We start from the raw sequence: 22,662 nt of genomic DNA on the forward strand, positions 1-22,662 counted from the left end.
AGAAAGAGGCTGAAGCGGCTTTTGGGAACGTCAGAAACAAAAAAACACCCTTTCAGGTGTTTAAATGATTGGTTGCGGGGGCCGGATTTGAACCGACGACCTTCGGGTTATGAGCCCGACGAGCTACCAGGCTGCTCCACCCCGCGTCCGTATCATACTTTTTTCACATTGTGACTTCTGTAAAACAACTGCAGAAGTATTGGTTGCGGGGGCCGGATTTGAACCGACGACCTTCGGGTTATGAGCCCGACGAGCTACCAGGCTGCTCCACCCCGCGTCCGTATTGCTTCTATTACTTTTACTTCTCACATTGTGACTTCTGTAAAACTGCTGCAGAAGTATTGGTTGCGGGGGCCGGATTTGAACCGACGACCTTCGGGTTATGAGCCCGACGAGCTACCAGGCTGCTCCACCCCGCGTCCGTGGAAGCGCACTATACTCTCCGCGCTAATTCATGCAACCCCTTTTTGCAGATAAAAGCCAAATTAACAGCCAGTTGCTGAAGGATTCAACCATCTGGTTAATTATTAAACTGATATGCGTGACGTCTGAGCGGATGCATTTCATTCTGTCGGGGGCTTTGCTATCGTCGCGGGGCGAACAGTTATAAAAAGAGAAGATAATGAAATCACATTGGGTGAAGTATGCACTCACTGGCGCGTTAATAACGCTGCTGGCGGCCTGTAGCTCCAAACCGACCGATCGCGGTCAGCAATATAAAGATGGCAAACTGGAACAACCGCTGGCGCTGGTGAATCAGCCCAATGCCAAAGGCGCACCGGTTAATGGCAGAGACTTTGGCGAGCAGGTCCGTCAGATTCAGTCCGCCTCATCCGCCCTGTATAGCCGTCAGAACGGCACCTATAGCGCGATTGAGAGCTGGCTGATGGCGGGTGCCGATACCCGACAGCTTCGTCAGTATGGGCTTAACGCCTGGCAGATGGAGGGAACGGATAACTACGGTAACGTGCAGTTCACCGGTTACTACACACCGGTAGTAGAAGCGCGCTACACCCGTCAGGGTGAATTCCAGTATCCCATCTACCGCATGCCACCGCGCAAACGCGGAGAAAAATTACCGAGCCGCGCCTCTATCTATAGTGGCGGACTCGATGACCGCTACATCATCGCCTACAGCAATTCCCTGATTGATAACTTCATGATGGATGTGCAGGGCAGTGGTTATGTCGACTTTGGCGATGGCCGCCCGATGACCTTCTTTGGTTACGCCGGTAAAAATGGCTGGGGTTATCACAGCATTGGCAAAGAGCTGATCGATCGCGGTGAAGTGAAGCGCGAAGATATGTCGATGCAGGCGATTCGTCAGTGGGCGCAGGAGCACTCACCGCAGGAGGTCCGTGCGCTGCTGGAAACCAACCCATCATTTGTCTTCTTTAAGGCTGAGCCGTTTACGCCGGTGCGCGGTGCCAGCGCAGTTCCGCTGGTGGCGAAAGCCTCCGTTGCGTCTGACCGCTCAATTATTCCGGCGGGCACCGTACTGCTGGCTGAAGTGCCGCAGTTAAATGAGAAGGGCAAATTCAACGGCAAATATGAGATGCGCCTGATGGTGGCACTCGACGTGGGTGGCGCGATTAAAGGCCAGCACTTTGATATCTATCAGGGTATCGGCCCCGACGCTGCGCATCTGGCGGGCTTCTATAATCACTACGGACGCGTCTGGGTAATTAAAGCCGCACCGGGTGCCGGACAACCGCTGTTCTCCAGCCCGCAAAACGGTAATAATGGTTCACTGCTTCTCGGCGCTAACTAACTTCTTCTCTGCGGGCCTTCGGGCCCGCACGACGTAACAGGTTCAACTATGAAAGTGTTAAATGACGCCTGGCATCAGCGCTTTGGCGGCACGGCGCGTCTCTATGGCCAGGATGCGCTGCAACGTTTTGCTGACGCACACTTCTGCGTCATCGGTATTGGCGGTGTCGGATCCTGGGCGGCGGAAGCGCTGGTGCGCACCGGGATTGGTAAAATCACCCTGATTGATATGGATGATGTCTGTATTACCAACACCAACCGGCAGCTTCATGCGCTGCAGGGCAACGTCGGCAAAGCTAAAACGGACGTGATGGCAGAACGGCTGCGTGCGATTAATCCTGACTGCGAAGTGATCTGCATTGATGACTTTATTACGCCAGAGAACACCGCCGAACTGATGGCAGCCGGTTTCGACTATGTGATCGACGCTATCGACAGCGTGCGACCGAAAGCGGCGCTGATCGCCTGGTGCCGCCGGAATAAGATCCCGCTGATCACCACCGGTGGCGCGGGTGGGCAGATCGATCCGACTCAGATCCAGGTCGCCGATCTGGCGAAAACCATCCAGGATCCGCTGGCGGCGAAGCTGCGCGAACGACTGAAAAGCCTGGGCGTGGTGAAAAACAGCAAGGGCAAACTTGGCATCGACTGCGTCTTTTCTACCGAAGCGCTGGTCTATCCGCAGGCTGATGGCAGCGTCTGTGCTTCACGCAGCACAGCGGAGGGGCCGAAGAGAATGGATTGCACATCCGGCTTTGGCGCGGCCACCATGGTAACCGCCACCTTCGGCTTTGTTGCCGTCTCGCATGCGCTGAAGAAGTTTCTGGCGCGTGCTGCCCGTCAGGACGCCGTCAGCGCCTGACGCGCGGCGTGCTCCACTGCGGCGGCCAGCGCTTGCAGGCCGCTGCTGCGGGAGGCACTGAGCTGGGCGCGCAGGCCCAGTTCATCAAACAGTTTTAAGGGATCCATTGCCAGCAGCTGTTGCGGCGTCTGGCCCTCAACGGCGGTCAGCAGCACGGCCAGCAGACCGCGCACAATACGTCCTTCACTGTCACCATAGAAATGCAGCGTGCCATCTTCGCGTAACTGGCTGCCCAGCCAGACCCGATTTTCACAACCGCTCAGTTCAATTTCCGCTGTTTTCAGTTCCCCGGGTAAGGCAGGCAACTGGCGGCTCAGCTGGATCAGCTGACGATAACGATCTTCCCACTGATGAAAGCGGCCAAAGCTCTCTTTCAGGCTGGCAACGGTAATCTCTTCGCCAAACGGGTGTGGCGCTAACGGCGATGAATGCATAATCAAAACTCCGATAACAGCGAGATGGCGCTCTTCATGGCGCGCACCAGCGCATCAACATCCTGCAGATTATTATAGGGTGCAAAAGAGGCCCGCAGCGTGCCGCTGACGCCCAGCGCCGCCAGCAACGGCTGCGCGCAGTGCTGGCCAGCGCGCAGGGCGATTCCCTGCTCAGCCAGCAGCGTCACCAGATCGCTGTGATGCAGGCCAGCGAATTCAAATGCCAGCAGGCTGGCATTTGAACAGCGGAAGCTGCGGAAACCGGGTAATTCCGCCAGCTGCTCTTCCGCCAGCGTCGCAAGATGCTGACTCCAGCGCTCCGCTTCGGGCAGATCGTACTGCGCCAGCCAGCTCAGTGCTGCACTCAGGCCCACCACGCCCGCCACATTCGGGGTGCCAGCCTCAAAACGCCACGGCACCGGCTGCGGCGTGAATCCGCTGAAATCGACATCCGTTATCATCTTACCGCCGCCCTGCCAGGGCTCCATCGCCTCCAGCAGTTCCGCTTTGCCATATAACACGCCAATGCCCATCGGGCCGTAAATCTTATGTCCGGAAAAGGCGTAAAAGTCGATATCCAGCGCCTGTACGTCAGGCGGACAATGCACCACGCCCTGTGCGCCATCGACCATCACTTTCGCGCCCACGGCGTGAGCCAGCGGGATCGCCTGATCGAGTGCGGGACACCCGCCGGTGACGTTCGACATCTGTCCGACCGCCAGCAGGCGGGTACGGCTGTTGAGCAGGGTGGGCAACTGGCTGATATCCGGCAGGCGATCCGCGCCTAACGGCCATTTTACGACGCGGGCACCGCACGCCTGCGCAGCCATCAGCCAGGGCACCAGGTTGGCGTGGTGTTCTGCCTCGCTGACCACAATCTCATCACCAGGCTGTAAGCGCGGGCGCAGCCAGCTGTTTGCCACCAGGTTTATCGCTTCGGTGGTGCCGCGCGTCCAGACAATCTCACGATCGTCAGCGGCATTAAGCCAGCGGGCAACCTGGTTGCGCGCCTGCTCATAGCGATGGGTTAAGGCCTGGGCGGCGGCAAACTGGCTGCGATGGACTGTACCCGCGCTGAGGCTGTAAAACTGCTGCGTGCTGTCAATGACGGCCTGCGGCTTCAGCGTGGTCGCTGCGCTGTCGAGATAAACGCCTGCGTCGGCGAGTGCGGGAAACTGCTGGCGAAATGCGGTGGGATTAAATGCGGTCATGCCTGGTCCATGATAAGAAAAATTAGGACCACACTGAAAGAATGGTCTGCGTCTGGCAAAGCTGGAAAAGCGCGTTATGCTGAATATTGCAAGGTTTGAACCAAACCCGCATAACGATCGGACGTTTACTAGTCGATCTCACTTATCGGCTGCCTCTGGTTAGCGTAACGCGGGTGGTTTGATGCAATCAATCTACAAGGAGATAGCAGATGAAAAAATTAACCGCAGTACTGGCCGTGTGTACCCTGGCTTTTACCCTGAGTGCCTGTTCAAGCAATTACGTGATGCATACCAATGATGGTCGCACCATTGTGGCTGCCGGCAAGCCTAAAGTCGATAACGATACCGGCATGATCAGCTATAAAGATGCGAATGGCAACGAGCAGCAAATCAACCGCTCTGATGTCAAAGAGATGGTAGAGTCTGGCAACTAAGCAGCAAAAAAAAAGCACCGCAATTTGCGGTGCTATTTAAAAATCACTATGGACAGACAGGGTAAATCTACAGGAATTAAGAGTTCGATCCGCAATCGTCGGATCAAAAATTGCAAACACAACATCACGACCACAAGCCAAAAGCTTTCAGAAAATCTGCGAACTCACTCACAAATCTAAAAACTTTTCGTTCCGGCTCAGGAAGTGCGGCAACTATAGGTATTTGCTGGAGGTTCCTCAACGGACAAATTATAATGCCTCGGATTAAAAATTCTAATACGTAAACGCTTTGTATAAGTCAGCGTATTTTTTGCCGATCCGGATACGGAAAACCATGTCGAAACGCCTTCCTCCTCTCAACGCACTGCGTGTTTTTGATGCAGCTGCACGCCATTTAAGCTTTACCAAAGCCGCAGAAGAGCTGTTTGTCACCCAGGCTGCTGTAAGCCATCAGATTAAATCTCTGGAAGATTTTCTGGGGTTAAAGCTATTTCGCCGGAGGAATCGTTCGCTATTACTGACCGAAGAAGGACAAAGCTACTATCTCGATATCAAAGAGATTTTCTCGGCAATCAACGAAGCGACCCGCAAACTGCAGGCACGCAGTGCCAAGGGTGCGCTGACCGTTAGTTTACTGCCGAGCTTTGCCATTCAGTGGCTGGTTCCCCGCCTCTCCAGCTTTAATATGGCTTATCCGGGAATCGACGTGCGTATCCAGGCGGTTGACCGCGACGAAGAGAAACTGGCCGACGATGTCGACGTGGCGATTTTTTACGGCCGGGGTAACTGGCCCGGCCTGCGGGTTGAAAAACTTTATGCCGAATATCTGCTGCCGGTCTGTTCACCGTCGCTGATGACCGGGGATAATCCGCTAAAAACACCGATGGATCTGTCGCGTTTTACTCTGCTGCATGATGCTTCCCGCCGGGACTGGCAATCTTATATCCGGCAACTGGGCCTGCAGCATATCAATGTACAGCAGGGGCCAATCTTCAGCCACAGCGCCATGGTGTTGCAGGCGGCGATTCATGGTCAGGGCGTGGCGCTGGCGAATAACGTCATGGCGCAGAGCGAAATAGAAGCCGGGCGATTAATCTGCCCGTTTAATGATGTATTAGTCAGTAAAAACGCTTTTTATCTGGTTTGTCATGACAGTCAGGCAGAACTGGGTAAAATAGCCGCCTTCCGGCAGTGGATCCTGGAAAAAGCTGCAACCGAACAAGAAAAATTCCGCTTTCGCTATCAACAATAACGTATTGATTTATTTGCATTCAGATGCAAAAGGACTCTGAGGATCGGTTAATGTCCAGTCGTGCCATGTTTGTTTTTTCGGCTATCAGCGGATTTCTGCTGGTGGCTTTTGGCGCATTTGGTGCCCACGTTTTGAGTCAGTCGCTTGGTGCGGCTGAAATGGCCTGGATTCATACCGGGCTGGAATATCAGGCTTATCACACCTTAGCGGTGATGGGGCTGGGTGCTGCGATGTTACGCCGCGCCAATATCTGGTTTTACTGGAGCAGTGCGCTGATGGCGCTCGGCACCGTGCTGTTTAGTGGCAGCCTCTATTGTCTGGCGCTGTCACATCTGAAGTTTTGGGTTTTTATCACCCCCGTGGGCGGGGTCTGTTTCCTCGCCGGTTGGGTATTGATGTTGATTGGCGCGCTGCGTCTTAAACGAAAGGCAGAACGCCATGAATAAAGTTTTACTCTATTGTCGTCCCGGTTTTGAAAAAGAGTGTGCGGCGGAAATCAGCGCCAAAGCGGCTGAACGTGAAATCTACGGCTTTCCACGGGTTAAAGATGACTCTGGCTACGTGCTGTTTGAGTGCTATCAGTTTGAAGATGCCGAGCGGCTGGCACGTGAGTTGCCATTTGACGAGCTGATTTTTGCCCGTCAGATGCTGGTCGTCGGCGAAATGCTGCGTGACCTGCCGCAGGAAGATCGCATTACCCCGATTGTCGGCATGCTGACCGGCGTAGTGGAAAAGGGCGGCGAACTGCGTGTTGAAGTGCCAGACACCAACGAAGCCAAGGAGCTGACTAAGTTCTGCCGCAAGTTCACCGTGCCGCTGCGCTCGGCACTGCGTGAAAGCAAAATCCTGTTGAATTATGAGAGCCCGAAACGCCCGGTCGTGCATGTGTTTTTCATCGCACCGGGCACCTGTTACGTCGGCTACTCCATCCGGGAAAACAGCTCGCCGTTTTACATGGGTATTCCACGCCTTAAGTTCCCCTCCGATGCGCCAAGCCGTTCCACCCTTAAGCTGGAGGAGGCGTTTCACGTCTTTATCCCTGCGGATGAGTGGGATGAGCGTTTAGCCAGCGGCATGTACGCCGTGGATCTCGGTGCCTGTCCGGGCGGCTGGACTTATCAGCTGGTGCAGCGCAGCATGATGGTATATGCGGTGGACAACGGACCGATGGCACCGAGCCTGATGGATACGGGCCAGGTGATGCACGAGAAAGCGGATGGCTTTAAATTCCGTCCGCCACGCACCAACATCAGCTGGCTGGTGTGTGACATGGTGGAGAAGCCGGTGCGCGTGGCTAACCTGATGACCGACTGGCTGGTCAACGGCTGGTGCCGTGAAGCGATCTTCAATCTTAAGTTGCCCATGAAAAAGCGCTATGAAGAGGTGACGCAGAATCTGGCCATGATGCAGGAACGATTTGATGATAATGGCATTAACGTGCAGATTCGCGCCCGCCAGCTTTATCATGACCGCGAAGAGGTGACCGTACATGTGCGCCGAATCTGGGCGGCTGCCGGTGGTCGTCGCGACGAACGCTAATCGCCGGGCTGAGTGCAAGGGCACTCAGCCGGTATAACGCAGCGTATTCAGATTGCCCTGCAATACCAGATCCCGCTTCAGGGTTGCGACCTGACGGCTGATCTCTGCCATCTGCTGACCCTCAGCGAGCTTCTCCCGCCATCTGGCTGGCACCTGATCCAGTTGCTGATAGATCCCATCAAGCGTGTGAAACTCTGTCAGCAGCTGTTTCGCGCTTTTCGGACCGATGCCGGTGATGCCCGGAATTTTACTGCTGCTGATGCCGCACAACCCCCAGTAGTCGGGTAACCGCTGTGGCGCCACACCAAATTCAGCCTCGATAAAAGGCAGATCAAGCCAGCGTTTCTGGAAGTAGTCGCGGATGCGGATCTCAGGTGCCAGCAGCTGACAGTAGCCTTTGTCGGTTGAAACAATGGTGGCCTGATGTCCGGCCTGAGCCATTTTCACCGCCAGCGTCGCCGCTAAATCGTCCGCTTCATCCTCGCCCGCTATCCAGCAGCTTACGCCTGCGGCGCGAAAGGCCTCCTGTAATGCCGGCATCTCTGCCTGTAAATCGTCTGGCATCGGCGGGCGACCGCTTTTGTAATCGGGTAGCAGCTGATGACGCCAGCCCTGATGACGCGCTTCGCCATCAAATACCGCCACCGCATGAGTCGGATGGGCGTGACCCAGTATCTGGCGCAGCGCGGCCACGCAGCCTTCGACACAGGGTGAGCCCTGTACCGCATGCAGACGGCGAATCAGATTCAACGCGTCAACAATAACAAGATGAAGAGCCATGAGAGTATGGGCAGCCCGGGGGCTGCCTCCTGGTTTATTTGATAATTTCGTAGCAGGGAATGTAGGCGGTGCCTGGCAGTTTCATGCGTTGCTGTGCAACGAATCCCTGAAGCAGCTCATCCATGCGGTGCATGATGTCGGGGTCGCCATGCAGTTTGTAGCGTCCCTTCTCGCGGATTTCGCGGATGCCCATCTCTTTGACGTTACCGGCTACGATGCCTGAGAAGGCGCGGCGCAGGTCAGCAGCCAGCTTTTCGGGTGGCTGATTGGTGTAGAGATTGAGATTCGCCATGTTTTCATGGGTTGGCAGGAACGGCACCTGCAGATCGGGTTCAATGCGAATCGACCAGTTAAAGCTGTAAGCATCGCCGGTTTCGCGACGATTCTCTTTTACCTGCGGCATCGCTTTCTTCATCAGACGCGCCACTTCGGCTGCATCGTTGATGATGATCTGATAATGCTTACGCGCCTGTTCGCCCAGGGTGTTAACGATGAAATCATCCAGCACGCGGAAGTAGTCGGCGCTCTCTTCCGGCCCGGTCAGGATCAGCGGTAATACCTGATCGCTGTTCTGCGGATTCATCAGGATGCCCAGCAGATAGAGCAACTCTTCTGCGGTCCCTACGCCGCCCGGGAAAATGATGATGCCATGGGCAATGCGCACAAAAGCTTCCAGACGTTTTTCGATGTCCGGCATGATGATCAACTCATTCACCAGCGGATTCGGCGGTTCAGCCGCAATGATGGAGGGTTCGGTCAGGCCGATAAAGCGGCTGTCACGATAGCGCTGCTGAGCATGGCCTACGGCGGCCCCTTTCATTGGCGCTTCCATCACGCCCGGCCCGCAGCCGGTGCAGATGTTCAGTTCACGCAGTCCAAGCTGAGTTCCGACATTGCGGCAATACTGGTACTCAACGGCGTTGATCGAGTGACCGCCCCAGCAGACCACAGTGTTGGGATACTCGCCGATGTGCAGCGCCCGCGCGTTACGCAGAATGGAAAACACGGTGTTGGTAATAGTGGCGGAGTCATTTTCTTCAGCCGCAGTTAACCGACCCGGCATGTTGAGCTGGCCGCTGACAAACAGGATGTCACGCAGCACCGCAAACAGGTTAGCCTGCAGTGAACGGATGATACGGCCATCCACAAACGCCTCTTCCGGTGGATTGATCAGCTCCAGTTTGACGCCGCGCTCACGGCGCAACACATTGATGTCGAAATTTTCAAAGCGGGAGAGCAGCTCCTGGCTGCTGTCAGTCTGGCTGCCGGAGTTAAGCACGGCAAGAGAGCAGTTGCGAAACAGCTGGTAGAGGTCGCTGCTGGCTGTGCGCTTGAGCATATCGACTTCCAGCTGTGAAAGCAGATCCATTGAGCCAAGAGGGCTGATATGGGTAATCAAATGAACTCCTTTACACCCGCCTGGGTGCGTGTTGGCACTGCAACGGCAGTGACGAAAATCCCTGGTCGGCCACCCGCAGGTAGCCGCCATCACCAGAGTAGCCTTGTCGGCCCGCACAGCTCAAGCGGAACTGCGCTTAGTGCATGCAGCCTGCGAGAAGTCTCGCAAACTACTGACGGACCAGCCGCGAAAAACCGGGCGAGAAGGGCACATTAGTGCGCCATGGATTGATATCCAGCCCGCCACGACGGGTGTAGCGTGCATACACCGTCAGCGCTTCCGGATGGCAGAAACGCATCACATCATTAAAAATGCGTTCGACACACTGCTCGTGAAATTCGTTGTGCTGGCGGAATGAGACCAGATAGCGCAGCAGCGCTTCACGGTCGATACGCGGGCCTTTATAACGAATCATCACGGAGCCCCAGTCGGGCTGATTGGTAATCAGACAGTTTGACTTGAGCAGGTGGCTGACCAGCGTCTCTTCAACGATTTCGCTGCCCGCAGCATCGGCCAGATAGTCAGCATTGAAGCGGTAATCCTCTATGGCGATATCCTGCTCATCAATACAAACCCCCTCAAAATGGCCGATGGGCTGACCTTCCACTTCATTGAGACGGAACAGCGCGACCCGCGCTTCACCTTCAGCACAGGCACTCAGGTCACGCTCCAGCGTCTGACGAACCTCGCCCCAGTCGGCAAAGCGGGTCTGGTTGAAACTGTTAAGGTAGAGCTTGAAGCTTTTTGACTCGATAAGGTTGCGGCTCTGCGCATCGAGCACCACTTCGCCAACGGCGACCTGTGGCAGACCTTTGCTGTTGAGCCACGAGAGTTCATACAGGGTCCAGATATCACTGCCGGTAAAGGGCAGACTGTCGGGAAACAGGCCAAGGGGTTCACGATTCAGGCTGCGCGGCACCGCCTGCAGTAAGCTGTTGTCATAATGATCGTGATAGGCTGTGGGTTTGCCCAGCGTCAGGTTGCTGAGTGCCTGATCCTGTTCGTGAGTAGTCATTGCGGTTACCACCAAAATTAATCAAAGTGGCTAAGTGTAACCCATCAGAAGTGAGAATATGAATGATGCAGCAAACTGCCGCCGCGTTGCGCGACTTTACCACCCGGTACTGCCAGCACTGGCTTCAGCAGGCCGGGCATGCGCCGGCCAGCAGCGATCTCTTTGGCGTACCTTCGCCCTGTGCCCTGGAGGATCGCGATCAGCGGGTCGTCTGGCAGCCGCAGACTTTTACTCTGCCACAGACGCTGGATGCGGTTGAGCGGGCGATCGACATCCAGCTCCAGCCGCAGATCACAGCTTTCTATACCACGCAGTTTGCCGGCGATATGCAGGCCAGTTTTGGTGAGAATCAGCTGACACTCTTACAGGTCTGGAGTGAGGATGATTTCCTGCGGTTACAGGAGAATCTGATCGGGCATCTGGTGATGCAGCGCCGCCTTAAACAGTCGCCTACGCTGTTTATCGCCACCACCGAGTCAGAACAGGAGATCATCTCGCTTTCTAATCTCAGCGGCGAAGTGATTCTGGAGCAGCCCGGCGGTAAACAGCGTGTGAAATTAGCGGAAACGCTTGAGATATTTCTTAAGTCATTACAACCGGTTATCATCTGAGTTGCAGTGATTTGCCCCTGACCTTGTGAGACATCTCTTACATGTGCTGTGAGAGATCGCTATATAACAGGTGAGACTTCCGGAAGGCTGAGATGTAAAAATATTGTGAATCATCAACTTAATGGCGTTTATCTGAATTTACGCCGCACATTTCGTAAAGTTCTGCTGTGAGTACCTTGTGCGCGTAACGAGTTCTGTCAAAATGTTTCGCACTGCAGGAGGCTCAGGAAAAAGATATCGTCAGGATGATGATAAGCCATGAGGCAGGAACGTAACGGAGCTTACGGCACACGGAAGGTTTCAGGACGAAACAGGATCGCTCAGGATTGAGCAAGGGACACCTCCAGGATGGAGAATGAGAACCCCCTCAGAAGAGGTGGTGGGCCAGGATGCTAAGGATACATCAGGACGATGCGCGACAGGAGTTCGCACTGGACAAGTTGTCATGGAAGAGCAGGGAGCATTAACGTGGCGGGATGGCTGCAAACGAACCGGGAGCACTGTTTATACAGTGCTCCCTTTTTTTGTGCCTGTGCCAACAAGTGATATGCTTGCCGCCCATTTTTGACTGCTCGCGGAGGTGGCGCATGACGCCTGAACAATTGATTACGCAACGGCTGGAACAACTGGAAGCAGTGATGCGTGAGCATCATCTCTGGCAGAGTACCCCGCCGGCCGAGGGGGCGCTCGAGAGCCGCGAACCCTTTTGCCTGGATACGCTGGAGCCGCTGCAGTGGCTCCAGTGGGTGTTAGTCCCGCGGATGCATGCCCTGATTGCGGCCCGACATCCGTTACCACAAAATTTTGCCGTGGCCCCCTATTATGAGGTGGCTCTGGTGCCTGACCAGCCGGGTATTGCGCCGCTGTTGCTGACCCTGCGTCAACTTGATGCGTTAATCACGGATGCTGCCCACTGATGCTGGAGATACTCTATCAGGATGAGTGGCTGGTTGCCGTCAACAAGCCCAGCGGCTGGCTGGTTCATCGCAGCTGGCTGGATCGCCATGAAACGGTGTTTGTGATGCAGACCGTTCGTGATCAGATTGGACAGCATGTGTTTACGGCGCATCGTCTCGACAAGCCCACGTCAGGGGTACTGCTGATGGGGCTCTCCAGTGAAGTCGGACGTCTGCTTTCCCTGCAGTTTGAACAGCATCAGATGCAGAAAACCTACCACGCTGTGGTTCGCGGCTGGCTGGAGAGCAGCGGGACGCTCGATTATCCGCTGGTGGAAGAGCTGGATAAGATTGCCGATAAACACGCCACGGAAGCGCGCACCGCACAGCCCGCGGTCACCGATTATCAGTCACTGGCAACGGTCGAGATGCCGGTCGGCATTGGCCGTTATCCCACTTCGCGTTATAGCCTGGTTGAACTGGCTCCTAAAACCGGTCGCAAGCATCAGCTGCGTCGTCATATGTCACACCTGCGCCATCCGATTATTGGCGATTCGGCGCACGGCGATCTGCGTCAGAACCGGGGTGCCGCCGAACATTTTGGCGCTAACCGCCTGATGCTGCACGCCAGCAGCCTGGCATTAACTCATCCGGTGACCGGTGAACCGTTGTTGCTTCGCGCCGGACTGGATGGCGTCTGGCAGAACCTGATGAACCAGTTTGGCTGGCAGGATCGCATTCCTGAGGTGCCGCGGGTTGAGTTTGACGCAGCGCCAGGACAGGATAACGTTTCAGAATAAGGGAGAAAGCAGATGGCAAAGATTGGCATTTTTGTAGGTACGGTATATGGCAATGCGCTACTGGTCGCGGAAGAAGCAGAGCCCATTCTGCAGCAGCAGGGGCACAGCGTAACGGTGTTTGACGATCCGACGCTGGCTGACTGGCAAAACTATGCCAGCGACGTGGCGTTAATTGTCACTTCTACTACCGGGCATGGCGATTTTCCCGACACGATTTCAGGTCTGTTCCATGCGATTAAAGATCAGCTCGGTCATCAGCCCGCGCTGCGCTATGGCGTGATTGCGCTGGGTGACAGCAGCTATGACCATTTCTGTGGCGCGGGTAAAACCTTTGACGCGCTGCTGCAGGAGCAGGGCGCTCAGCGGGTTGGTGAGGTGTTACTGGTTGATGCCACTGAAAATCCGGAACCGGAGGCGGTAACCTCGCCGTGGGTTGAAGCCTGGGGCGCGCAGCTCTGATTGCAAGGCCAGGCTTATCTCTGCCTTACAGAGATAAGCCTGTAGTGTGCGCACGGCGATATCCGTTGAGTGCACTGTCAGGTGACAGGCGCCGGGTTAAACACCGCCAGCTGATTACGAATGCCCCAGCGATCGGACCAGGTCTGCTTCCTGCCACTGGCGATATCCAGAATCAATTCAAACAGTCGCCAGCCCACCTGCTCAATACTCTCTTCACCGGTAGCAATCGTCCCGGCATTGATGTCCATCAGATCGTGCCAGCGCTCTGCCAGCGCATTACGCGTCGCCATCTTGATCACCGGAATCGCGGCCAGACCGTAAGGCGTACCGCGACCAGTAGTAAACACCTGCAGGGTGATACCGGATGCCAGCTGCTGTGTACCGCAGACAAAATCGCTGGCGGGCGTGGCCGCGTAGATCAATCCGCGTCGCGTGGGCCGCTGGCCGGGCGAGAGCACTTCAACAATGGCGCTGCGTCCCGATTTTGCGATCGAGCCAAGCGCTTTTTCCACCACGTTCGCCAGCCCGCCTTTCTTATTGCCCGGCGACGGGTTAGCGCTGCGATCGGTCTGGCCCTGGTCGAGGTAATTATCATACCAGGCCATCTCCTCCAGTAAGCGCTTACCGACTTCCTGATTAATCACCCGCGGCGTCAGCAGGTGAATCGCATCACGCACTTCCGTGACTTCCGAGAACATCACGGTGGCACCGCAACGCACCAGCAGATCAGAGGCAAAGCCCACTGCAGGATTTGCCGTCACGCCCGAAAACGCATCGCTGCCACCACACTGCATGCCGACAATCAGTTCTGCTGCAGAGCAGGTTTCGCGCTGGCGCTGATTCAGCCGCTGGAGATGACGCTCCGCCACCTGCAGAATCTCATTGACCATCGCGCCAAAGCCCACCAGCTTTTCATCCTGCAGACGCACGATGTCATGGTCGTCCAGCGAAATCGCCTGCACGTCGGGGGTGCCAGTCAGCAGACGCTCTGGCTGTAACTTTTCACAGCCGAGGCTGACGATCATCACTTCGCCGCCGAAATTTGCATTCAGCGCCAGGTTATGAATGGTGCGAATCGGCACGACCGCCGCGGGTGCGTTGATCGCCACCCCACAGCCATAAAGGTGGTTCAGGGCAACCACACCATCCACGTTCGGATAGCGCGGCAGTAAATCCCGTTCAATGATCTGTACGACATGATCCACCACACCGGCCACGCAGTGGACGCTGGTGGTGATGCCGAGCAGGTTACGCGTGCCTACGCTGCCATCCGCATTGCGGTAACCTTCAAAGGTATAGCCCTCCAGCGGCGGCAAATCAGGCGGAACCTGAGTGGCTAACGGCAGACTCTCCAGCGGAGGGGCTTCCGGCAGCGCAACCAGTGATTCATCAATCCAGCTGCCCTGGGCAATATCCCGCAATGCATAGCCAATGACTTCGCCATAACGCACGATCTCTGCACCCTGATTAATCGCGCTCAGCGCCACTTTGTGGCCCTGCGGCACATGCTCTGTGAGGGTCAGGCCATCCGCAAACTGCGTACCGGCTGGCAGACCCAGACTGTTAACCACAATCGCCACATTGTCGTGCTCATGGACTTTGATATAGAGCGGTTGTTCATCTGTTTTTGGGTTCATCGCTCACCTTCCTGTCTGTCGTACCGTACTTGTGCGGCACGCTGTAATGATCTGACCTGTCACGCCCTTGTTTGCCAGCTTCAGTATAGGGAGGCGGGGCGGGTCGCGCATTGTGCAAATGACCACCATTAAGGCAATTCACCTCGCTGTTTTGGGTCGATTATCCAAAAGCAAGTGAAGACCCTCACAAACAGCGGGGGAAAGCGTTATCCGGGGCGGATTTTGCACGGGTATTTGCCACTTTCGTGAGCTATACCGCAGGCTTTTGTGCATTCGCCAGACAATCACTTCAATAAGGCGATTATTCCAGGGCGATGCGCCAATGTGATCGCCTCAGGCTGTTCTTATACTGAGTTCCGTTAGCCAAAGTCAGGTTATCTGTCACGACGTATTATTCATCCGAAAGAGGTTGCCTGGAGTTATTACCGGCCGCGGCTGCCAGACGCCGGATGGATAAATAAAGTTTGCCAAAACAAAAAGATCGCCGTGTTTAACCCAACTTCTCTCTGATACCCAACGCGATGTGTATGCAGTCAGAGCGAATGTAGCTCACGCTATATTTCAGGAGTGCATCATGAATAGTTTCAGCCAGACCGCGGAAACGGTGCAGAAACGCACCAATGCCCGTTACTGGATTGTGGTGATGTTATTTATCGTCACCTCATTCAACTACGGTGACCGCGCAACGATTTCGATTGCCGGTTCGGCGATGTCAAAAGATATTGGCCTCGATTCGGTCGGACTCGGCTATATCTTCTCTGCCTTCTCATGGGCGTATGTTATTGGTCAGATTCCGGGCGGCTGGCTGCTTGACCGCTTCGGCTCAAAACGCGTCTATTTCTGGAGCATCTTTACCTGGTCGCTCTTTACCTTTTTGCAAGGGTTCGTCGATCTGTTCAGCGGCTTCGGCATCATCATGTCGCTGTTTATTCTGCGCTTCCTGGTGGGACTGGCCGAAGCGCCCTCTTTCCCTGGCAACAGCCGCATCGTCGCGGCCTGGTTTCCGGCGCAGGAGCGCGGCACGGCCGTGGCGATCTTCAACTCGGCCCAATACTTCGCCACCGTTATCTTCGCGCCCATCATGGGCTGGCTGGTCTCTTCCGTGGGCTGGGCGCACGTGTTCTGGTTCATGGGCGGCCTGGGCATCATCCTCAGCTTCATCTGGCTGAAAGTGATCCACGATCCCACCGATCACCCTGGCGTGAATAAAGCCGAACTGGAGTACATGGAGCAGGGCGGTGCGCTGATCAACATGGATGTCAAAAAGGATAGCCGCAAAGTGAGCTGGAGCGAGAAGTGGTTCCAGATCAAACAGCTGCTGACGTCACGCATGATGCTGGGTATCTACCTCGGTCAGTACTGCGTTAACGCCTTAACCTACTTTTTTATCACCTGGTTCCCGGTCTATCTGGTACAGGCGCGCGGCATGTCGATTCTCAAAGCGGGCTTTATTGCCTCGATTCCGGCGGTGTGCGGCTTCCTCGGCGGCGTACTGGGCGGGGTGATCTCCGACTGGCTGATGCGTAAAACCGGCTCGCTGAATATCGCGCGTAAAACGCCGATCGTGCTCGGCATGCTGCTCTCTATTTCGATGGTGATGTGTAACTACACCGATACCGAATGGGTGGTGGTGTTCTTCATGGCACTGGCGTTCTTTGGTAAAGGCATCGGTGCGCTGGGCTGGGCAGTGATGGCAGATACCGCACCGAAAGAGATCAGTGGCCTGAGCGGCGGTCTGTTCAACATGTTCGGTAACTTCTCTGGCATCGTGACGCCTATCGCCATCGGTTACATCATCGCCACCAGCGGCTCCTTTGAAGGCGCGCTGATCTATGTCGGTATTCACGCCTTTGTCGCCGCATTCAGCTTCCTGGTGATCGCGGGCGATATCAAACGTGTCGAACTGAAAACCTGGCCCGGTAAGGATGCATTATGAATACGCAAAGTTCGCCGGTGATTACTGAGATGCAGGTTATCCCGGTCGCCGGTTATGACAGCATGCTGCTCAATATTGGCGGTGCGCACAACGCCTGTTTTACCCGCAATATTGTGGTTCTCACTGACAGCGCCGGTCACACCGGCGTCGGTGAAGCCCCCGGCGGCGACACCATCTATCAGACGCTGGTAGAGGCGATTCCGCAGGTGAAAGGCCAGCAGATTGCGCGAATGAACCGTCTGGTACAACAGGTGCACAAAGGCAATCAGTCGGCTGACTTCACCACCTTCGGCAACGGTGCCTGGACTTTTGAGTTGCGGGTCAACGCGGTAGCTGCGCTGGAAGCGGCGCTGCTTGATCTGCTGGGACAGTGTCTGGGCGTACCGGTGGCTGAACTGCTGGGGCCAGGTAAACAGCGTGATGAAGTGACGGTGCTGGGCTATCTGTTCTATCTCGGTGACCGCCGCAAGACCGATCTGCCCTATCTGAGTGGTGAGCAGGCCAGCCACGACTGGTATCACCTGCGTCATCAGGAAGCGCTGACCAGCGATGCCGTGGTACGGCTGGCTGAGGCGGCTGCGGATAAATATGGCTTCAAAGATTTTAAGCTCAAAGGCGGCGTGTTGCCGGGCGAGCAGGAGATTGCCACCGCGGCGGCGCTGAAGCAGCGCTTTCCCGACGCCCGCATTACGGTCGACCCGAACGGCGCCTGGCTGCTGGACGAGGCGATAGCGCTGTGTAAAGGGATGCAGGATGTGCTGAGCTACGCTGAAGATCCGTGCGGCGCGGAGCAGGGCTATTCGGGACGTGAAGTGATGGCCGAGTTCCGGCGCGCAACCGGCTTACCGGTGGCCACCAATATGATCGCCACCAACTGGCGCGAGATGAATCACGCGGTGATGCTCAATGCGGTCGATATTCCGCTGGCGGATCCTCACTTCTGGACGCTGAGCGGTGCCGTGCGGGTCGCGCAGCTCTGCGATGAGTGGGGCCTCACCTGGGGCTGCCACTCCAATAACCACTTCGATATTTCGCTGGCGATGTTCACCCATGTGGGTGCAGCGGCGCCAGGCAATCCTACCGCGATTGATACCCACTGGATCTGGCAGGAGGGCGATCAGCGCCTGACGAAAAATCCGCTGCAAATCCGCAACGGGAAAATTGCCGTACCGGATGCGCCGGGTCTGGGCATTGAGCTCGACTGGGAGCAGGTAAACAAAGCCAATCAGCTTTATCAGTCACTGCCCGCCGGTGCGCGTAACGACGCTACGGCGATGCAATATCTGGTCCCCGGCTGGACATTTGATCGCAAACGCCCGGCATTTGGCCGTGCAACAGCATAAGGAGCAGGAGATGAGTTCAACACCGAAAGTCACCGCCATGCAGGTTATTCCGGTCGCAGGCTACGACAGCATGCTGCTGAACCTCAGCGGCGCTCACTCGCCATTCTTTACCCGCAACATTGTGATTATCAAAGATAACGCCGGACACACCGGCGTCGGCGAAATCCCGGGCGGCGAAAAAATCCGCCAGACGCTGGAAGATGCAGCGTCGCTGGTGATTGGCAAAACCGTGGGCGAATACAAAAACATTCTCAGCCTGGTGCGCAGCACCTTCGCCGACCGCGATGCCAGCGGGCGCGGCACCCAGACCTTCGATCTGCGCACCACTATTCATGTGGTGACCGGCATTGAAGCGGCGCTGCTCGACCTGCTGGGTCAGCATCTGGAGGTTAATGTGGCCTCGCTGCTGGGCGACGGACAGCAGCGCGACCGCGTTGAGATGCTCGGTTATCTCTTCTACATCGGCGACCGCCGCAAAACGTCCCTCTCTTACCAGAGCCAGGAGAGCGATCCCTGCGACTGGTATCGCCTGCGCCACGAAGAGGCGCTAACCCCGGAGACGGTGGTGCGGCTGGCGGAAGCGGCGTATGAGAAATATGGCTTCAACGATTTCAAACTCAAAGGTGGCGTACTGCGCGGCGGCGAAGAGGCCGAAGCGGTCACAGCGCTGGCTAAGCGTTTTCCTGAAGCCCGTATCACCCTTGATCCCAACGGGGCCTGGTCGCTCAACGAGGCGATCATGCTCGGCAAACAGCTCAAAGATGTGCTCGCCTACGCAGAAGATCCCTGTGGCGCGGAGCAGGGGTACTCCGGCCGTGAAGTGATGGCGGAGTTCCGCCGCGCCACCGGCATGCCAACCGCCACCAATATGATCGCCACCGACTGGCGTCAGATGGGCCATACCCTGTCGCTGCAGTCGGTGGACATTCCGCTGGCGGATCCGCACTTCTGGACCATGCAGGGTTCGGTGCGGGTAGCACAGATGTGTCACGACTTCGGCCTGACATGGGGCTCGCACTCCAATAACCACTTCGACATTTCGCTGGCGATGTTCACCCACGTCGCCGCTGCCGCGCCGGGCGCGATCACCGCCATTGATACCCACTGGATCTGGCAGGAGGGCAATCAGCGCCTGACCAAAGAGCCATTCCAGATCAAAGGCGGCATGGTGCAGGTACCGCAGAAGCCCGGTCTCGGCGTCGAGTTGGATATGGATCAGGTGATGCAGGCCAACGCGCTCTATCAGAAGCAGGGGCTGGGCGCGCGTGACGATGCCGAAGCGATGCAATTTTTAGTGCCGGGATGGACCTACGACAACAAACGTCCCTGCCTGGTACGTTAACCTTTTCGGCTCCCCACGGGGAGCCATCGTCACAGGAGTTTAACCATGAGTAATGCAGCCTGGCCAAATGGATTTCGTCGTCGTTTATTAGCGGGTGAAACCCTGATCGGCAGCTGGTGTGCGCTTGCCAGCCCGATCTCTACCGAGATTTTAGGGCTGGCCGGTTTTGACTGGCTGGTCCTGGATGGCGAACACGCGCCCAACGATATCACCACGTTTGTGCCGCAGCTGATGGCGCTTAAAGGCAGCCACAGTGCGCCCGTGGTGCGTCCGCCCTGCAACGAGCCGGTGATCATTAAGCGTCTGCTGGATATCGGGTTTAACAACTTCCTGGTGCCCTTTGTCGAGACCGAAGAGGAAGCAGTGCGTGCCGTCGCCTCAACGCGCTATCCGCCAGCCGGCATTCGCGGTGTCTCGGTTTCGCATCGCAGCAACATGTACGGCACCCTGCCGGATTACAACAGCACCATCAATGACAACATCACGGTGCTGGTGCAGATCGAAACCCAGCAGGCGGTCGACAACATTGACGCCATCGCGGCGGTGGACGGTGTCGACGGTATTTTTGTCGGGCCGGGCGATCTCTCTGCTGCGCTGGGCTATCTCGGTCAGCCCGCCCATCCTGAAGTGCTGAAAGTGATTAAACACATTTTTGAACGCGCCAAAGCCGCCGGTAAGCCGAGCGGCATTCTGGCACCGGTGGAAGCGGACGCGCGTCGTTATCTGGAGTGGGGTGCCACTTTTGTCGCCGTCGGCAGCGATGTCGGTATGTTCCGCAACGCCTCTCAGGCGTTATGCGACAAATTTAAGCGCTAATCAATCAAGGGGAAACGCAATGAAAATTGGATTTATCGGCCTGGGTATTATGGGCAAACCAATGAGTAAAAATCTGGTGAAAGCCGGTTATTCGCTGGTGGTGCGCGATCATAACGCTGACAACGAAGCGGAACTGACTGAACTGGGCGCGACCGTGGCGAAATCGCCAAAAGAGGTGGCTGAGCAGTGCGATGTGGTGATTACCATGGTGCCCAACTCGCCGCAGGTCATCGAAGTCTGTCTGGGTAAAAATGGCATTATCGAAGGGGCGAAGCCAGGCCTGGTGGTCATCGACATGAGCTCCATTGCGCCGCTGGCGAGCCGTGAAGTCCATGATGCGCTGGCAGAAAAAGGGATCAAAATGCTGGATGCGCCGGTCAGTGGCGGTGAACCTAAAGCGATTGAAGGCACACTCTCTGTGATGGTCGGCGGTGATAAAGCGGTGTTCGATACCTGCTACGACATCATGAAATCGATGGCGGGATCGGTGGTACATACCGGCGACATCGGTGCGGGTAACGTGACTAAGCTGGCCAACCAGGTGATTGTGGCGCTGAATATTGCGGCGATGTCCGAGGCGTTATCACTGGCGACCAAAGCGGGTGTGAATCCGGATCTGGTTTATCAGGCGATTCGTGGCGGCCTGGCCGGCAGCACGGTACTGGATGCCAAAGCGCCCATGGTGATGGATCGCAACTTCAAACCCGGCTTCCGCATTGACCTGCATATCAAAGATCTGGCGAACGCGCTGGATACCTCGCACAGCATCGGCGCGCATCTGCCGCTGACGGCGGCTGTGATGGAGATGATGCAGGCGCTGCGTAACGACGGGCAGGGTAGCGCCGACCACAGCGCGCTGGCCTGCTATTATGAGAAGTTAGCGAAGGTTGAAATCGCCCGCTAAAACCCGGTGTCGGTCTCTGCGGAAACCGGACTGGTTCAGAGCCGTTTCAATTACTCAACTGCGCTCGGATTGCCTATGAAAATCGTAATCGCACCGGATTCATATAAAGAGAGTTTATCCGCCCTGGATGTGGCATCGGCGATTGAAGCGGGTTTCCGTGACATCTTTCCCGATGCGCATTACGTGAAAATACCGGTCGCCGACGGCGGTGAAGGAACGGTAGAAGCGATGGTGGCGGCGACGAAGGGAAAAATCGTCAGGCTGAAGGTGACGGGGCCGCTGGGAACAGAGGTTGACGCCTTCTATGGCCTGTCCGGCGATGAGTCCACCGCCTATATCGAAATGGCAGCGGCCAGTGGACTGGAGCGGGTGCCTGCATCGCAGCGTGACCCGCTGATAACGACCTCATTTGGCACCGGCGAGTTGATCAGACATGCGCTGGATAAGGGGGTCGGCCACATCATCATTGGTATCGGCGGCAGCGCCACCAATGATGGCGGAGCCGGCATGATGCAGGCGCTGGGCGCCCGGCTGCTGGACGACCAGGGCTGCGAGATCGGTCACGGTGGCGGTGCACTCGCCGATCTTGCCAGCATCGATATTGACGCGCTGGACGCCCGCATTCATCAGTGCCGCATTGAAGTGGCCTGTGACGTCACCAATCCGCTGACGGGCAAAGAGGGTGCATCGGCCATTTTCGGCCCTCAGAAAGGGGCGACACCGGCGCTGGTGCAGCAGCTCGATCAGGCGCTGGCCCATTACGCCGCGATTATTCACCGCGATCTCGATATTGATGTGCTGCATATTCCGGGCGGCGGCGCAGCGGGCGGTATGGGGGCGGCGCTGCACGCCTTCTGTCAGGCGGAGCTGCGACGCGGCATTGAGATTGTTACTGAGGCATTGGGGCTGGCGGAAGAGGTAAAAGATGCTGACCTGGTGATTACCGGTGAAGGGCGTATCGACAGCCAGAGTATTAATGGCAAGGTGCCGATCGGCGTCGCCAGCGTGGCAAAGCGCTTTAATAAGCCGGTGATTGGCATCGCCGGAAGCCTGACGGCCGATGTCGGCGTGGTGCATCAGCACGGGATCGATGCGGTATTCAGCGTGCTCTACAGCATCTGTACGCTGGATGAGGCACTCGCCAGCGCCGGAAAGAATGTTGAGATGACGGCACGTAATGTGGCAGCCACGTTAAAGCTGGCCGGGTTTAACTAACCACCAG

The 22,662-nt window shown here is 56.5% G+C and carries 22 protein-coding genes and 3 tRNA genes; 16 read left to right on the plus strand and 9 right to left on the minus strand.

Annotated elements, in window-relative coordinates; all coding sequences use genetic code 11:
* Nucleotides 1-69: 69 nt before the first annotated feature.
* From OK409_RS18020 to OK409_RS18030, 3 genes are all read right to left on the minus strand, one after another.
* Nucleotides 70-146 (minus strand) — tRNA-Met (locus OK409_RS18020).
* 54 nt (nucleotides 147-200) lie between these two features.
* Nucleotides 201-277, minus strand: a tRNA-Met gene (locus OK409_RS18025).
* A 65-nt stretch (nucleotides 278-342) separates the two neighbouring features.
* Nucleotides 343-419: transfer RNA gene (locus OK409_RS18030), tRNA-Met, on the minus strand.
* Between the two features lie 203 nt (nucleotides 420-622).
* On the opposite strand from OK409_RS18030, the gene mltA reads away from it, so the two are divergent.
* Nucleotides 623-1,771 (plus strand): murein transglycosylase A, encoded by a 1,149-nt coding sequence (gene mltA / locus OK409_RS18035; protein WP_010248620.1) that lies wholly within the window; start codon nucleotides 623-625, stop codon nucleotides 1,769-1,771.
* Nucleotides 1,772-1,819: 48 nt separating this feature from the next.
* On the plus strand, nucleotides 1,820-2,632 hold the full coding sequence (gene tcdA / locus OK409_RS18040; RefSeq protein ID WP_033786744.1) for a tRNA cyclic N6-threonylcarbamoyladenosine(37) synthase TcdA: 813 nt from the start codon (nucleotides 1,820-1,822) through the stop codon (nucleotides 2,630-2,632).
* Here tcdA and csdE read toward each other — a convergent pair.
* Nucleotides 2,611-3,066 (minus strand): cysteine desulfurase sulfur acceptor subunit CsdE, encoded by a 456-nt coding sequence (gene csdE, locus OK409_RS18045; protein WP_010248617.1) that lies wholly within the window; start codon nucleotides 3,064-3,066, stop codon nucleotides 2,611-2,613. The two genes, tcdA and csdE, sit on opposite strands and share 22 nt — an antisense overlap.
* Nucleotides 3,067-3,068: 2 nt before the next feature.
* Complete coding sequence (csdA, locus tag OK409_RS18050) at nucleotides 3,069-4,277, minus strand: cysteine desulfurase CsdA (protein ID WP_264367298.1); 1,209 nt, start codon at nucleotides 4,275-4,277, stop codon at nucleotides 3,069-3,071.
* 209 nt (nucleotides 4,278-4,486) lie between these two features.
* Between csdA and OK409_RS18055 the strand changes: the two genes are divergently transcribed.
* The 4 genes from OK409_RS18055 to rlmM all read left to right on the plus strand — a co-directional run bounded on the left by OK409_RS18055 (nucleotide 4,487) and on the right by rlmM (nucleotide 7,502).
* Nucleotides 4,487-4,711: a YgdI/YgdR family lipoprotein gene (locus tag OK409_RS18055; RefSeq protein WP_010248613.1), complete on the plus strand. Its 225-nt coding sequence runs from the start codon at nucleotides 4,487-4,489 to the stop codon at nucleotides 4,709-4,711.
* Between the two features lie 334 nt (nucleotides 4,712-5,045).
* Entirely contained in the window at nucleotides 5,046-5,963 is a 918-nt protein-coding gene (locus OK409_RS18060; protein ID WP_003854641.1) for a transcriptional regulator GcvA, read from the plus strand.
* Nucleotides 5,964-6,013: 50 nt separating this feature from the next.
* Entirely contained in the window at nucleotides 6,014-6,409 is a 396-nt protein-coding gene (locus OK409_RS18065; RefSeq protein WP_010248611.1) for a DUF423 domain-containing protein, read from the plus strand.
* Nucleotides 6,402-7,502 carry a 23S rRNA (cytidine(2498)-2'-O)-methyltransferase RlmM gene (gene rlmM / locus OK409_RS18070; protein WP_010248609.1) on the plus strand — a complete coding sequence of 367 codons (1,101 nt, stop codon included), beginning with the start codon at nucleotides 6,402-6,404 and terminating at the stop codon, nucleotides 7,500-7,502. The genes OK409_RS18065 and rlmM overlap by 8 nt, the downstream gene beginning before the upstream one ends.
* 24 nt (nucleotides 7,503-7,526) lie before the next feature.
* Here the strand turns inward: rlmM and xni are convergent, their stop codons facing one another.
* The 3 genes from xni to queF form a co-directional block, all read right to left on the minus strand.
* Nucleotides 7,527-8,282: a flap endonuclease Xni gene (xni, locus tag OK409_RS18075; RefSeq protein WP_258993549.1), complete on the minus strand. Its 756-nt coding sequence runs from the start codon at nucleotides 8,280-8,282 to the stop codon at nucleotides 7,527-7,529.
* 34 nt (nucleotides 8,283-8,316) lie between these two features.
* Nucleotides 8,317-9,681 carry a nucleotide 5'-monophosphate nucleosidase PpnN gene (gene ppnN / locus OK409_RS18080; protein ID WP_010248605.1) on the minus strand — a complete coding sequence of 455 codons (1,365 nt, stop codon included), beginning with the start codon at nucleotides 9,679-9,681 and terminating at the stop codon, nucleotides 8,317-8,319.
* A gap of 169 nt (nucleotides 9,682-9,850) precedes the next feature.
* Nucleotides 9,851-10,696, minus strand: a complete 846-nt coding sequence (gene queF, locus OK409_RS18085; RefSeq protein ID WP_022623809.1) for an NADPH-dependent 7-cyano-7-deazaguanine reductase QueF — start codon at nucleotides 10,694-10,696, stop codon at nucleotides 9,851-9,853.
* Between the two features lie 62 nt (nucleotides 10,697-10,758).
* Here queF and syd point away from each other — a divergent pair, with 62 nt between their 5' ends.
* The 4 genes from syd (at nucleotide 10,759) to OK409_RS18105 (ending at nucleotide 13,462) form a co-directional block, all read left to right on the plus strand.
* Complete coding sequence (gene syd / locus OK409_RS18090) at nucleotides 10,759-11,307, plus strand: SecY-interacting protein (RefSeq protein WP_033772510.1); 549 nt, start codon at nucleotides 10,759-10,761, stop codon at nucleotides 11,305-11,307.
* 587 nt (nucleotides 11,308-11,894) lie between these two features.
* Complete coding sequence (locus OK409_RS18095) at nucleotides 11,895-12,224, plus strand: YqcC family protein (RefSeq protein ID WP_022623807.1); 330 nt, start codon at nucleotides 11,895-11,897, stop codon at nucleotides 12,222-12,224.
* Nucleotides 12,224-13,003, plus strand: a complete 780-nt coding sequence (truC, locus tag OK409_RS18100) for a tRNA pseudouridine(65) synthase TruC (RefSeq protein WP_033772508.1) — start codon at nucleotides 12,224-12,226, stop codon at nucleotides 13,001-13,003. The genes OK409_RS18095 and truC overlap by 1 nt, the downstream gene beginning before the upstream one ends.
* Nucleotides 13,004-13,015: 12 nt before the next feature.
* Nucleotides 13,016-13,462, plus strand: coding sequence for a flavodoxin (locus OK409_RS18105; protein ID WP_010248594.1), 447 nt, complete (start codon nucleotides 13,016-13,018; stop codon nucleotides 13,460-13,462).
* Nucleotides 13,463-13,539: 77 nt separating this feature from the next.
* On the opposite strand, the gene garD is transcribed toward OK409_RS18105, so the two are convergent.
* Nucleotides 13,540-15,099, minus strand: coding sequence for a galactarate dehydratase (garD, locus tag OK409_RS18110; RefSeq protein WP_010672140.1), 1,560 nt, complete (start codon nucleotides 15,097-15,099; stop codon nucleotides 13,540-13,542).
* 574 nt (nucleotides 15,100-15,673) lie between these two features.
* On the opposite strand from garD, the gene OK409_RS18115 reads away from it, so the two are divergent.
* The 6 genes from OK409_RS18115 to OK409_RS18140 all read left to right on the plus strand — a co-directional run bounded on the left by OK409_RS18115 (nucleotide 15,674) and on the right by OK409_RS18140 (nucleotide 22,655).
* Entirely contained in the window at nucleotides 15,674-17,035 is a 1,362-nt protein-coding gene (locus tag OK409_RS18115; RefSeq protein ID WP_010248591.1) for an MFS transporter, read from the plus strand.
* Nucleotides 17,032-18,378: an enolase C-terminal domain-like protein gene (locus OK409_RS18120; protein WP_010248589.1), complete on the plus strand. Its 1,347-nt coding sequence runs from the start codon at nucleotides 17,032-17,034 to the stop codon at nucleotides 18,376-18,378. Before OK409_RS18115 ends, OK409_RS18120 begins: the two co-directional genes overlap by 4 nt.
* 10 nt (nucleotides 18,379-18,388) lie before the next feature.
* The gene (gudD, locus tag OK409_RS18125; protein ID WP_010248587.1) at nucleotides 18,389-19,720 is read left to right on the plus strand and encodes a glucarate dehydratase; all 1,332 of its coding nucleotides are present in this window, start codon (nucleotides 18,389-18,391) and stop codon (nucleotides 19,718-19,720) included.
* Nucleotides 19,721-19,765: 45 nt separating this feature from the next.
* A complete protein-coding gene (gene garL, locus OK409_RS18130; protein WP_010248585.1) occupies nucleotides 19,766-20,536 on the plus strand; it encodes a 2-dehydro-3-deoxyglucarate aldolase in 771 nt (256 codons plus the stop codon).
* A gap of 19 nt (nucleotides 20,537-20,555) precedes the next feature.
* Complete coding sequence (garR, locus tag OK409_RS18135; RefSeq protein ID WP_010248583.1) at nucleotides 20,556-21,440, plus strand: 2-hydroxy-3-oxopropionate reductase; 885 nt, start codon at nucleotides 20,556-20,558, stop codon at nucleotides 21,438-21,440.
* 75 nt (nucleotides 21,441-21,515) lie between these two features.
* Entirely contained in the window at nucleotides 21,516-22,655 is a 1,140-nt protein-coding gene (locus tag OK409_RS18140; protein WP_031291930.1) for a glycerate kinase, read from the plus strand.
* The last annotated feature ends 7 nt before the right edge of the window (nucleotides 22,656-22,662 follow it).

Origin of the sequence: Pantoea sp. RG18, from assembly GCF_025910075.1 — a bacterium.
Classification (GTDB): Bacteria; Pseudomonadota; Gammaproteobacteria; order Enterobacterales; family Enterobacteriaceae; genus Pantoea; species Pantoea agglomerans.